Annotated in this window: 12 protein-coding genes; all 12 read right to left on the reverse strand. The window is 38.1% G+C overall.

Annotated features, from left to right (window positions below; genetic code table 11):
• The 12 genes from NQ488_12375 to NQ488_12430 all read right to left on the reverse strand — a co-directional run bounded on the left by NQ488_12375 (position 1) and on the right by NQ488_12430 (position 13,177).
• A complete protein-coding gene (locus NQ488_12375; GenBank protein UWN95333.1) occupies positions 1-960 on the reverse strand; it encodes a DnaJ domain-containing protein in 960 nt (319 codons plus the stop codon).
• A 23-nt stretch (positions 961-983) separates the two neighbouring features.
• Positions 984-1,382 carry a hypothetical protein gene (locus NQ488_12380; GenBank protein UWN95334.1) on the reverse strand — a complete coding sequence of 133 codons (399 nt, stop codon included), beginning with the start codon at positions 1,380-1,382 and terminating at the stop codon, positions 984-986.
• A gap of 34 nt (positions 1,383-1,416) precedes the next feature.
• A complete protein-coding gene (locus NQ488_12385; GenBank protein UWN95335.1) occupies positions 1,417-1,674 on the reverse strand; it encodes a heavy-metal-associated domain-containing protein in 258 nt (85 codons plus the stop codon).
• 166 nt (positions 1,675-1,840) lie between these two features.
• Positions 1,841-2,695 carry a TPM domain-containing protein gene (locus NQ488_12390; protein UWN95336.1) on the reverse strand — a complete coding sequence of 285 codons (855 nt, stop codon included), beginning with the start codon at positions 2,693-2,695 and terminating at the stop codon, positions 1,841-1,843.
• Positions 2,682-4,334 (reverse strand): Trm112 family protein, encoded by a 1,653-nt coding sequence (locus NQ488_12395; protein UWN95337.1) that lies wholly within the window; start codon positions 4,332-4,334, stop codon positions 2,682-2,684. The genes NQ488_12390 and NQ488_12395 overlap by 14 nt, the downstream gene beginning before the upstream one ends.
• A 118-nt stretch (positions 4,335-4,452) precedes the next feature.
• Positions 4,453-5,754 carry a TRAP transporter large permease gene (locus NQ488_12400; protein ID UWN95338.1) on the reverse strand — a complete coding sequence of 434 codons (1,302 nt, stop codon included), beginning with the start codon at positions 5,752-5,754 and terminating at the stop codon, positions 4,453-4,455.
• Entirely contained in the window at positions 5,754-6,737 is a 984-nt protein-coding gene (locus NQ488_12405) for a TRAP transporter substrate-binding protein (protein UWN97162.1), read from the reverse strand. The genes NQ488_12400 and NQ488_12405 overlap by 1 nt, the downstream gene beginning before the upstream one ends.
• A gap of 648 nt (positions 6,738-7,385) precedes the next feature.
• Entirely contained in the window at positions 7,386-7,985 is a 600-nt protein-coding gene (locus tag NQ488_12410) for a hypothetical protein (GenBank protein UWN95339.1), read from the reverse strand.
• 7 nt (positions 7,986-7,992) lie between these two features.
• Positions 7,993-9,135 (reverse strand): DUF262 domain-containing protein, encoded by a 1,143-nt coding sequence (locus tag NQ488_12415; protein ID UWN95340.1) that lies wholly within the window; start codon positions 9,133-9,135, stop codon positions 7,993-7,995.
• A gap of 12 nt (positions 9,136-9,147) precedes the next feature.
• Positions 9,148-11,514 carry an N-6 DNA methylase gene (locus NQ488_12420; GenBank protein UWN95341.1) on the reverse strand — a complete coding sequence of 789 codons (2,367 nt, stop codon included), beginning with the start codon at positions 11,512-11,514 and terminating at the stop codon, positions 9,148-9,150.
• 446 nt (positions 11,515-11,960) lie between these two features.
• Positions 11,961-12,812 carry an IS3 family transposase gene (locus NQ488_12425; GenBank protein ID UWN95342.1) on the reverse strand — a complete coding sequence of 284 codons (852 nt, stop codon included), beginning with the start codon at positions 12,810-12,812 and terminating at the stop codon, positions 11,961-11,963.
• Complete coding sequence (locus NQ488_12430) at positions 12,809-13,177, reverse strand: hypothetical protein (GenBank protein UWN95343.1); 369 nt, start codon at positions 13,175-13,177, stop codon at positions 12,809-12,811. Before NQ488_12430 ends, NQ488_12425 begins: the two co-directional genes overlap by 4 nt.
• Between the last annotated feature and the right edge of the window lie 165 nt (positions 13,178-13,342).

The following is a 13,342-nucleotide window of genomic DNA, read 5'->3' on the forward strand; positions in this document are numbered from 1 at the left end:
CTAATATCCTTTCTTATATCTGTTCCTGTATCTGTTAAGCAGGTCTTCTATCTGCAGGCTTAGATTCTCTGCAAATGTTCCTTCACGTCCATGCACTATCTTAACCCAGAAATCAAGTTCTGTATACACTGCATCTGTCTTTTTTACCTGAATCTTTACCTGCGCGCGTCTGTGTTCGAGCATCGGGATTATAATGTAATACATTCTGTCATCTTTAAATGACAGGTAGCCTGCACTCTGGCCTTTTTCATTTTTCAGATACAGCCTGTGACCGGATATCTTTTCAGGATACAGCAGCGCTCCGGGAACTATATTGAGCCTCACGCGCCTTGCCGGTATCTTCTCAAGCATGCACAACATATGATATATATCCGCGTCGTCATGTGCTGCCGGTTCTCCGACAATCAGCGGGAGCGTCCCTCCGGCATCGATAAACTGCTGTGCAAGCAGATATGCCAGCTCTGCCTGAAACTTAAGCTTCGCTTCCATATCAGCGTCTGCCTGTATGTCATCAAGAATCGCAGCACTGCATTCCAGCATGCTTTTAAGAAAAAGACTGAAATCCTCCTCAGGTTTCCATATGTATCTGCCACTTGCTATAACTATATCTCCAAGCCTGTTGCCGTCCACATCCTCTACACTGTGGTATACATTACGTGCGGCATATGCATTGGGATTCTCCGGTGCATCCCACGCCAGAGCCTTACTGCGCTCATCACCGGAATGTCTGCCGGCACGTTCCTGACGGTTATGTGAATTATCTTCCGGTGTCACATATCTGCAAATGACTTCGTATGCCTCATTAATCTCCTGAGCAGTATACGGATAACCTCCTGTTGCTTTTGCGGCATTGGAATCCGGGTGTGCCATATGCATAAGCTGTCTGTATCTCTTTTTTATCTCTGTTCTGTCTGCATTCCTGTCTACACCAAGAATCCTGTATGCCTGAGCCCTGACCAATTCTTTCTCCTGCTATCTGTTATTTATTCGCGGTATTTTTTGTAAACTGCTGTTATATTACCTATAATAACTGCTATTGCAGCAATTAGCCACGACGGCGATATCACAGGCTTTATACGTGCCACATGTGGTCTTGTATCTGCACTGTAAGCAACAATCAGTGTATCTCCAATACGCTCACCTATTCCGGCAGCAACATATCCCCTGCAATTCCCTGTGCCATCAGGCTTTTTAACGATTACCGCAGCCTCTTCGCTTCTTCGGACACTATGGTCATAATACCCCTCCGTCAGCTCATAATGTGACGTATGCGGAAAATACCCAAACAAAAAGCCTCTGTTCTCCCATGTCCATAAGCCTGCCAGAATAAATATACTGAATATAACTGTTGTCAGTATATTCCCGTAATCTTTCTTCCCCATACTACTCTCCATATATGTATATGATATTGCGCTGTTACTTACGTCCCCAGCCAAACAGCCCCTTCTTCTCATAAGGCTCTGTTGTATATGAGACAAGTTCATATCCGATGCCTTTTATCTCCTTCTTGGCCCATGGAATATCAATCTCTTCCTCACTTATGATAACACACTCTCCGTCTTTTGCGGATGAATTAACCTTCTTTACCTTAAAATTGCTGCGAATCAGATCATTCATGTGTGATTCACACATTCCACACATCATACCATCAATCTTCAATGTTGTCTTAACCATAATAATCTCCATTCCGCAGGCTCTGTATGCTTCTGATAATGTCTGTAATGCCTGCTGCACATATAATCAATTATTATATATACCCCTGTGGGGTATTTGTCAATTCGGTATGTGATTGATTTTTCTCAATTGACAGCCTTAACGCCGCCGCGTTAAGGCACAACTGTCAGAAGCTGTGTCCGCCTCCTGAGCTTCCGCCGCTGTCTCCGCCACCACCGCTGCCGCCAAATCCGCCTGAAGAATCTGAGCTGCTCTCGCTGTAACGGTATGAATACTGGCGTACGCATTTTTTCTGAATGTCAATAGTCATGCTGTTGTTATCACCATATGCTGATCTGACCGTATCCTTATGTGCTCCGTTTGCCTTCCGTGACACAAGAAGGAAAATATAATTTGTAAGAAAACCAAGCATTACCGCCAGAAGCGCGTTGGTTGCAATCTGCATCGGACGCTTTATCGATAATCCGTTAATTCGGAGCTGTGCCTGATTAAATGCCTGAACCGCACACTGTGCATACTGCTCCTTGGACGCAAGCTTATATATATTGTCCGTAATCGCAAGTGCATCCCTGCTGCGGATTATCTTGCGCACCGGTCCCGTACAGTACATATATATCTCACGGTGATACATATCTATCGTAAACATCACAACCGGAGCTGTCTTTTTACTGCCAAAATATGATGCACACACATTGGCACATACATCTGCCGTCTCACCGGCTTCATTTCTGTCAGTTGTATAGAATATAACATTGGAATCGGCTGATATTGCCTTCATTGCCTCTATTACATCTGCTTTGCCTGAAGCGTCAACTATCTGCGCCTTATCATAATATATGATTCTGTGACCATCTGCTTCCGTAATATCTTCTGTAACACTTTCCGTAATACCTTCGATGTCCTGCGCTGCTGCGGCTGTTAATGTACCGCATGTCAGCATTCCGCTTCCTATGGCAAGTCCCGCGATAACGGCAGATAATGCAATAATCATGCATATTATTTTCTTTTTAATCCCTGTCATGCTCACGCCCTCCCTTATAAAGCTCAAACTGCGGAAGCGGTCTGGTACAGGACAGATTATAATCCCTTATTATTCCGAATATCGTAAATATATCAACCGCATATGTTCCGAGAACCACTATGTAATACCATATGTCATCAACAGGATTTATAAATGCCGTCACGATAAGGACTGCTGTTGCGAGCAGTGAAAGCACCGATACAGGAACCGATTTTGTGGAATTTTTAAAAAGTACGGCATACCTCGGAGCACTGACACTAATCATAATAATCTGTATAAATGCCGTTATTGCACACACTGCAACCTTAAAGGAAACACCGCTCTCGCGGTACTCGCTTCCTGCCGCCACTGCTGTCATACCTGCCTGCGCTGCCGCATTTACCGCCTGTGCCGCCGCATCTGCCTGCTGCAGCCTGTCTGTTATCATCGGTACCGCAACTACGGCGAGTACTGAAAGTACAGCAAATACCGCAATTGCCGTAAGACTTCCCGCAAGCCTGCTATTAGCAAGAGTTACCGCACCTTGGGTGTGACGCGCCTTATATCTGTGCTTTATCTCATGGTCATACATTTTACTTATATTCATATTATACAGCACTGAAAGAGTAAGATTTATAAATGCTGCCATTACGATTGAGCTTTTTGCCGTAAGTATAAAGCCCTGAAGCAGATTCAATACGATAAACAGCACAGCCGATACAGCCAGTGATATCCCAAAAAACCATTTGATATCCACAGGCAGGTCACAGCTTATCTTACCGGTTTTTCCGTTTATTACCGAATACGCCATACGGTTATTATTTCTATATGCCATAAACCACACCGGCTTAAGAACATCGCCGGTATTGGTGACCTTAACATCCGGTCTTGTATTGGGTGATTTGGTCTTAATACTTCCCGGCATCTTAACGCTGACACTCTTCTCCGCCCGCTCATATGCCGTATCCTTCACAAATTCCGTATACTCCTCCGCCGGCACATCCGCTGAGTCTGCATAAAAGCCGCACAGGTATCCCGGTGCAAATTTTCTGAACTCTTTACAGTTATCGTTAATCAGCTCACTCTGATCATCATCAAATGCATCTGATGCGTCATGCGTGATTTTATTTATGCTGCCGGACACAACCGCATTAATATCCCATATCTTTACGTTGCATTTTTTCTTATCACCGCTGCCGCTTACAGTCTCTGACCTGCCCTTCATATGATAGGCTCCGTCAAATTCGGCATCATATACGTGATACGGCACATAGATTCCCCTGAATTCGTGAATACCGTCCTCAAGCCTGTAGTCATTCGGAACATAATTGTTCTTATCCACAAATTCTTCAAATATCTTCTTACAGCCTTCCTTATCAACCTTAAATGGTATTATGTAATGCGGTACTTCAATCTTATCTGTTCCCGAATGCCTTACAGCCGGCGCACCGCAATAGCTGCAGAAGCCCGCTATCGTATTATCATTGGAGTATACTTCTCCGCCGCACTGTGAGCATCTGAATACGTTAAATGTATCAGCACTCTCTGTGTTATCCTTAACCGATGTAACCCCATATTCCTGCCTGCATGACGGACACTTGAGCTTCTGCTTCGCTACGTCAAACTCCAGTGCGCTGCCGCAATCCGGACATGCTATCATGGTTATCCCTCCCCTTTTTATATCTGCTGCCTTGATTGTATCAGAAAACAGGGAGACGTGCAAAAAGGATTTTGCACTGTCTCCCCGAATACCCACTATTATTTTCAGATTGTTATTTTCAGATTAGTCCGGCAAGTGCCGGAAGTGCCATTGTAAGCGCCGGAATATAGGTTACAAGCAGAAGCCCGAGAAGTATCGCCACATAATACAGCAGCATGTAGGGCAGTGTCCTGGCAAGTGTACTTCCGCCCACCCTTATTGCGACAAAAAGAGTGTTACCAACAGGCGGCGTTATATTGCCTATACAAAGATTATATACAAGAATCAGCCCAAACTGCACGGAATTCATCCCAAACGACTTGACAATCGGCAAAAAAAGAGGTGTGAATATCAGAATTGCCGGAGTTACATCCATAAATGTTCCTGCTACAAGCAGTATTAGATTCATTATCAGAAGTATAAGCACCGGACTTTGCGTCACTCCGAGAAGTGCCGCCGATACTGCCTGAGGTATCTGCTGGAATGACATTACCCATCCGAGTACATTGGACACGCCGATAAGAAATACAACAAGTCCACTCATGCGCGTGCTTTCAATTACAATTCTCCAGAATTTTTCCAGCGTTATATTGCGGTAGCATATTCCGAGAATAAGTGCATATACAACTGCTATTGCCGAACCTTCCGTTGCCGTGAATATCCCTGCGACAATTCCTCCTATTACGACTACTATGAGTGACAACGCAGGAATTGCCCTGACGGTGCATATTCCGAGATTCTTCCAGTCAAAGCTTCCCGGCACACCCCTGTAGCCTTTTTTAACCGCAAATATTATTCCGACGGCAATACAACACAGCGCCCACACTATTCCCGGAACATATCCGCCGAGGAACAATGCCGCAACAGATGTTCCGCCCGATGCCAGCGAGTATGTTATCAGCGCATTGGACGGAGGAATAAGAAGTCCTGACGGTGCAGATGCTGCATTGGTTGCAGCACATAATGCCGGATCATAGCCAAGCTTCTCCTCACCGTCCCTGACCATACTGCCAACCGCCGCACATGCCGCTGCCGCTGAGCCTGATATTGCTCCGAACAGTGAATTGGCTGCTGCATTGGTTACCAGCAGTGCGCCCGGAAGCTTGCCGAGTACCGCCATTACAAAGTCAACAAGCCTTTTGGCTATTCCGCCCTGATTCATCAGGTTACCGGCAAGTATAAAGAAAGGTATTGCCGTCAGACTGAACTTGCTCATTCCGACAAAGGTTCTCTGTGCGGCAGTTATGACCGCCACATTCATATCCATTGTGGCAAGAATCGCCGCAAGAGCTGAGATTCCTATTGAATATGCAATCGGCACTCCCAGCGCCAGAAGCACAAGAAGGACAGCAAGTATTATGATAAGTGACTGTACCGCCATTATTCCACCTCCTCATTGAGCATTTGTATTACATTATAGATATCACGCAGTTCTTCATGCTCTTTCAGAAAATTCTCATGCATCGGCAGACATATCTGTCTGAACAGCTCCGTATCCGGATAGAGAAATGTTACTCCCTGCTCCTTCTGCGCCCGCTCACGCGATGCCTCAACTGCATGGTCCCATTCTTCTCTCTCAATTCTGTTAAACAGCTCAAATCCCTCATCAAATACCGCTCGCTCCTCTTCCGTAAGCGATTCAAGGAATTCACAGTTGCCAATCAGAATGTCGGGTATCATCTGATGCCTATCGTAAGAATAGTATTTGCACACATCTCCGTGTCCGTTAGAAGTCAGCGCAAGCTCATTATTCTCTGCTCCGTCAATTACATGTGCCTGAAGCGCCGTGTATACATCCCCAAAGCCCATCGGTGTAGCAGAGCCGCCAAGCAGCTTCATCATCTCAACATTAGTAGGTGACTGCTGGACGCGTATCTTAAGCCCTTTAAGGTCTGACGGGCTGTTAATCTCTTTATTGACCGTATAAAAATTTCTCGTTCCTGCATCAATCCACGTCACCGCCTCAAAGCCCGCCTTTTTTGTTGATGCAAATATACCAGACGTTATATCCTCATCATCCATTGCAGCATGATAGCTTGAGGTTGAAGCAAACAGATACGGAAGGTTAAAAAGTGTGTACCTGTCCGAAAATGTCTCAAGTATTGAATTACTTGCAACACAGAAATCTATTGCCCCGGTCTGCGTAAGCTGCACCATATCAGTCTGTGCGCCGAGAAGCTCATTTGGAAATATCTCTATGTCAAATCTGTCACCAAGCCGCTTCTCAACGTATTTTTCAAACTCTGCCAGCCCTATGTTAATCGGATGGTCAGTTGCCTGATTATGTCCGATTCTTACTATGCGCCTTCCGCTGCCACTCTGTTCTCCATGCCCGATATCACAGGCGCATGTCACGGATGCCATTATGACAATAATTATAAATGCTGCTATTTTGCCCGATATTCTTCGCAGATTTTTTGCTGTACTGTTCATTTTTGCACAATCCCCATTCTGCAGATGCATTCCGCAATACAGATGCACTCTGCAATTTTAGATTCCGCACTAAAATTGCACGTCTTCTTATAGACATTATCTGCAACAGAACGTGGATTTATTCTAAAATTTCTATAATTATTTCCAATTCTGTTTTTGTATCCCCATCCTTTGGTACCATACCAAATTTTTGAAATACAAATCCAGTAAATATGTCACAATCTTCTTCTGTAAATGCAACGCCTACAAATACAAAAATATCTTTTCAATCGTACTTAATACTTAACTATTATTATATATTTTATCAACGCTTTTTAAAAAAACACCTCAGAACCGAAGTTCTGAGGTGTAATATACTTTTCTGAAACGCCATAAGACGCTTTGAATTGTAAAATATTATCTCTTTGAGAACGTTTGTATATCCTGAAAAGCCCTTAAATAGGGGATTTGTGTGCACCAGTGTTGCATATGTGTTGTATACGGTTGGCTCCCCACACATTCCCTGAACTACTACTATAAAAATACATTCATCCACATATACATATAATATGTGAATATGGTTAAAATTTTAATTACTATTCACTTATCTTTTTCCTCTAATAATAAAATTATTTCACACATATAATAGTAATTACTAATTATTGACTTAGTCATGTCATCCATCAAATCCGTATCATAATTAGTCAAAAATTCAAATTGAGCATCTCGTATCTTTTCTTTTGATAATAATTCAATAATGTCTTTGTCCTTGAATGAACATTCATATATTTCATGAGCCATTACATTTCTCATGTTAATAAGTTTAATAATACAACTTTGTAAATCAAATACAGTTGATTCTCTTTGCACCGATTTTATGCTATCATTATATTTTTTAATGATATTTGATGATTTGTTGATTTTTATTATTTGATTGATTTTTAATAATCCAAACTCTTCTTCTCTTTTAAACTTAATCTCATTCAATTTTAAAGCTTCAACATCATTGTCTATATATGTACTAATCAATCCTCCATAATAAAAATACAATTTATTTAAATTTTCTTTATCAATACACTTCAAACTTTTTTTAAAATCATATTTCACCATTTTTTCAAGTTTATTAAATGTATCTAGAAACTGATATACCACCAACGATTTCAACTGTAAAACCAATATTTCTTTACTCTGTTTAAGCATTAGTATTCTACTCCTGCATAATATTTATCACACGTTCTAATCTTTTATTAACATTACTTGTAGTTGGTGATGATTTTTCAAATGTTTTGCTTATTTCATCATCAGACACTATATTATCTAATTTATTATAAAGTTTTTCCTTGTCTGTAATTACAAAAGGAATACATGCATCAACCAAATAATCTTTATTAGGGTTGTCATACAATTTATCTAACAATTCAATTGTTGCTTGCAAAATAGATTTTACTTTCTCTTGATCAATTTTTTCTTCCCCCTTTTGTATTTTTTGTAATACCATATTAATCATATCTCTAGGTCTAGAATTATATGACTGCACAATACTATTTGATAAGTCTGATTGAATATAAAATGCTAAACTTCTATAAAATCTACCATAATCTTCAAACCTTTTAATATCATTTTCTGTAAAAAGCTTTTCATACTGCTGTTTTAATACTGAATCTGCTCCTTGTGCAACCCTATCATTAATAAATTCTTCTATTGTATTTGTGACGTCAGAACGATATATAGCTCTTCTAATTTCATTTACCTTTAATTTTTCAGCACCCTTATTTAACCTAGCAAATATATCGTATTTAGTAAACTCTGGTGAATTGGCAGTTATTACATATATATCCAACACAGATGATAACATTTGAGTTGTCTGCTCACTATCAACTTCTTTTATTTCCAAAAAATTTTTTCCACCAAAAATATCTTTATAATATTCTAATGATTTTTCTGCCAATACCAATTTCCCATTAATAAAATCTAAAACAGCAGTTAATCGTTGTTTTCCGTCAACCACTTCATACTTATTTTCAGATAATAAATCATCTCCCGGAATCTCTACAACATAAATAGGCGGAATCATAATTTCCATATACAAAGACTCTATAAAGGCTGTTTTTTTATCATCTTTCCATATTTCTCTTCGTTGATAGTTTGGATCTAATATTAATTTCTTGTCTTTTATTTTTTGAAATATTTCCAAAATTGACCATGTCTGTTTTACAATTTTTGTTTTTTTCAAAAGCATGCGTTTATTTTCAAACTCATTTGGTACATTTTTTTCGTCTTCAACATATTCATTCTCAGCCAACTGAAGATCCTCTTCTCTACCATCAACTTCCATTGTATGTTTTAGCATTTAATAACCTCCCTATATTTTGTCACTATATGGCAATGACATCATATAACTTCTCATATATTCCAAATCGATTTTGCCTATTCTATTTACAGGCAATTTTATTATTTCCAAATTCAGCCTAGTTTTTGTCAGCTTTCTGCCATATATATATTTATATGAAAATTGTTTCATTACAGTTGCTATAAACAACCCAGTATATATATCCATATTAAACTTTGGAATTAAAACACCACAATCTGCATTTGCATTAAATCCATATCCATGATATGTAACATATCCAGTCTTACTACCATTCATTGAAGCAGTCAAACAGTTAGAATATCGTGGTTCCTCATCTGCAAAAAAGGCAATTCCTTGATTTTCTCCATATGCCGAAACAATTGGACAATCTCCCTCAGCCAAACCTGTTATATTATTAATTTTTCCTCTTTCAACTATAAATAAATCTTCCACTTTAAATTCTTTCCACTTTTTTATATCCAATTCTACTGGTACATAACTATATTTGAACTTGTCTTCAAGTAAAGTAAGTCCATGTTTAATTTCAAAAGCTAAATAATCACGAATAGTTTGCTCAAAATTACGTTTAGTTAGCTTAGTAAAATCCACTTTCATATATGCCTCACATAACCATTCGTCATTATATGAAACGCATTTTCTTGCACTTAATCCATCCTTTATATCTCTATTTCTATACAATGTTAACCATTCATTTTTTATACTATTCCACTTATTATTTGCATCAACCCTTCCAACATATTTTCTTTTTTCGAAGCCATCATCTTTACAATATCCAAAAAAAGTTTCCACCATTTCATTGTGTGGATTATGTGCTTCCCATACCATTACACAAACATTCGTTGCTGTTGGATAAAAAATCTCATCAGGCATCGAAAATACAGCTTTTAAAGTATGTTTTTTTAACAATCTTTCTCTAACTTCTTTAAATTTCGTACCTATCGCACAGCTCATAGGTACTACAACAACACCTATCCCTCCTATCGTCAATATATCTAAAAGATGTTCAACAAACTCTAATTCAACTACATCTTTTTGAGAATACGGAGGATTAATAAGTCCAATATTAATATTTTTTTCTTTTAATTCTTTTACAATTTTGCTATTAAAACAATCCCCTTTATAAATATTAGATTTTCCATCTTTTCTTATAATCATATTAGCAATAGCCAGTGTATATAATCCATCATCAAATTCAACACCATATAATCCGTTTTTTCTTATATTTTCTACTTCATCTGGATTTGCATCTTTAAACATATGACTCATAGCAGTTACCAAAAAAGAACCTGAGCCACAGCATATATCAACCACTCTACTATTTTTATTCACATTTGCTAATTCACACATAAATTCTGTTAAATGCTGAGGTGTCAAAACAATCCCTAGTCCACTTCCATCTCCACCAGAATATTTTATAAACTCATGATAAAACACTCCCAATGCATCTACTGTACTATCTGCATAGTCCATCATAGGCTTAATTTTTAATTCAAGCTGCTCTATATACCAAGTTATTGATTTAAAATGTCCCAGCGGAATGTCTGCAAATTTTGTATTTTCTTGTAAAGTGCTGAATACTTGTTTAATATAATTAATTCTACTACTTTTAATATCACTTTCCTTAAGAACATTTTCAATAGCATTTTGTATATTTTGCATTACTAACTTATAAGATGTCAATGCAGCATATGTTTTTGAAAAATCAGAATCATTTAATGCAATTAAAATTCCAGCAATAAATATAGGCTTATGCGCTTCTGTTATTTTTATTTCACGTAAATAATTATGCATATCTATTGCTGTAGTTCTAATTTCATCAAGAGAATATGCCTTTTGTAGTTTATTTCCTTTTACTAATTCCAAGTAGTTCTTTGGTTCTAAAATAATATCTTTAGCTTTAATCATTTTAGAATACATTTCCATTCTATATTGCCAATAAAATGTATCAACCTTCATATTACTAGTTGAGGTTCCACTTATAGCTACTGCAATTACATTGTATTCTTGTTTTAAAAATTTAGCATAATAAAGTGCACCATCAACAGCATAACCATTTGGTTTGTTTAACCCTTCACTTTGATGTTTTTTTACAGAATTTTTACACTCAACAACTATAATTGTATTAATATCATCATCAAATGTGATAACAAATTCTGGCTTTGCTTTGCCATTTCCTCCTTTAGAATAATCATCTAAATCACACTCTTTTGGCTTACCGCCAGCCTGTTTTAATAACTTTTCTATTTTATCAACTTTCGAAACATCCCCCTGAGGAAATACATATCCAAAATCGTTTTTTCCAATTGAACAGTTCATTTCCTTCATCGTCAAATTTTCTGTATATTGTTCAATAGCCATATTTGCACCTCCTAAATTTTATATTTTCCACAAATATTATTCATCTTTATTATTTACTATTTTAGTGTAGGTAACTTTGGATACACCCCATTCCTTATGCTCAATTAATCTATCGTTTTTCACAAACTTGAAGATAATACACAATCTATGAAATAGTGCTAATATAACTATCCATTTCATTTCTCAATAGTATTTTATTATACCACATCCTCATTTATTTTACTATTAATTTTCATCCTCTAATTTGCACCCTAATTTAGACTTAAATATCAATATAGAATATACATAAAGTCAACCTTACTCTTGCACTAGTCAACATATTTTGGACACAAAATTATAAAAATTATTCAGTTACAGCGTAAGGTTGTACAAGCCGTACGCCATCCTTGACATCGCTCCCGAAAACGCTGGTCGGCTTTCACCGACGGTATGAACTCATGAACAGATTATACTGCATATTTCTCACGGTATTGTTTCGGTGTAAGATAACTGAGCGCATAAGCAGGGCGCTCCTCATTGAAAAATTTTATATATTCATTCACTTCTTCGTAAACTGGTCGTTCACCTGTGACATGAAAATCCATAAATAATTCTGCTTTGATCCATCCGTTGATAGATTCCATCGCACTATTATCAGTAGGTGTTCCAGCTCTGGACATGGATCTTACCACATACATAGGAAGAAGATCATTGTATGCCTTTGAAGCATAGACGGATCCTTGATCTGAATGAAGAATCATTTGGTATTCTGGATGCTGCTTCTTTATTTCAAGGAGATTTTCCAGACCACTTATATAAGTCATTCGATCACCACGTTTTGATGATAGAGAATGACTTAGGATTTCATTATTCCAAAGATCCATATATAAGGTAAGTTCATAATAGATACCTTTTACCCAAAATGCAGTCATATCACTTACAATACATTGAAGTGGACCATCAATCTGAATCTCTGACATAAGAAGATTTGGAAAAATCTTAAACGGAGCACCAGGTTTCTTGTATTTATAATGTTTAGCTTTACTCTTTATACCAGCAGACTTGCAACATTTATGTGCATAAGGAGCAGACATCTCTATTCCTTTATCCAGACGAATTTTAGCATTTAACCATCTGTATCCATGAGATGGATATTTTAAATGGTATTCCTGGAATAACTGGATATTTTCAATCAATGCCCTTGTTCTTGGAGCTGGATTGCTGAGCATCTTCTTCCAATAATAGAAGCTGCTTCTATTGATGCCCATAGCATCACAAAGAAGATTGACCGGAAACTTTCCTGAGAGTTCCAAAATCACTTGATATTCTTGCTGCTGTAATGAATTACCGAACCATCCCCCTTCACTTCGTAACCTTTTTTTAATCGTGCCTCTGTGATACGTGCCTGGATAAGCGCTTGAATTAATTCTTCCTTTGTCATAGCTTCATATGATTCAAAATCAGGTTGTTTTGCTTCGATTGTTTGTGGAGTTTTGGAAACATACGTTGTTCTTTTCCTTCCGACATTTTTAGGTGGAAGATGGTTGGTATCTCGATATAGCCACATATAATTGCGAGCCGTATTGTCATTGATACCATACTCCTCAGCTGCTTGAAATCTTGTTAGTTCGCCTTCATAAATACGGCGCCCAATGTCCAACCGTTGTTCTAAAGTGTATTTCATGGTAACCCTCCTGTTAAATACGAAATCAATTAAGACTAAATATGAGAATTCCTTGTTTGAATTATAACTCATTTATGTCTAGAAATTGACCCCTCTGTGTCCAAAATTAGTTTACCACTTCACTCTATATAGAATTTACTCTTATATTTGTTATCAAAATCTAAT

This window comes from [Bacteroides] pectinophilus (genome assembly GCA_025146925.1).
Lineage (GTDB): Bacteria > Bacillota > Clostridia > Lachnospirales > Lachnospiraceae > Bacteroides_F > Bacteroides_F pectinophilus.

Coding starts and splice junctions, on each gene's coding strand:
- NQ488_12395 (UWN95337.1), bottom strand. CDS start 4,334: ATGATAGCATGTCCGGATTGCGGCAGCGCACTGGAGTTTGACGTAGCG.
- NQ488_12400 (UWN95338.1), bottom strand. CDS start 5,754: ATGGCGGTACAGTCACTTATCATAATACTTGCTGTCCTTCTTGTGCTT.
- NQ488_12420 (UWN95341.1), bottom strand. CDS start 11,514: ATGGCTATTGAACAATATACAGAAAATTTGACGATGAAGGAAATGAAC.
- NQ488_12380 (UWN95334.1), bottom strand. CDS start 1,382: ATGGGGAAGAAAGATTACGGGAATATACTGACAACAGTTATATTCAGT.
- NQ488_12385 (UWN95335.1), bottom strand. CDS start 1,674: ATGGTTAAGACAACATTGAAGATTGATGGTATGATGTGTGGAATGTGT.
- NQ488_12430 (UWN95343.1), bottom strand. CDS start 13,177: ATGAAATACACTTTAGAACAACGGTTGGACATTGGGCGCCGTATTTAT.
- NQ488_12410 (UWN95339.1), bottom strand. CDS start 7,985: ATGCTTAAACAGAGTAAAGAAATATTGGTTTTACAGTTGAAATCGTTG.
- NQ488_12415 (UWN95340.1), bottom strand. CDS start 9,135: ATGCTAAAACATACAATGGAAGTTGATGGTAGAGAAGAGGATCTTCAG.
- NQ488_12405 (UWN97162.1), bottom strand. CDS start 6,737: ATGGCATCCGTGACATGCGCCTGTGATATCGGGCATGGAGAACAGAGT.
- NQ488_12390 (UWN95336.1), bottom strand. CDS start 2,695: ATGACAGGGATTAAAAAGAAAATAATATGCATGATTATTGCATTATCT.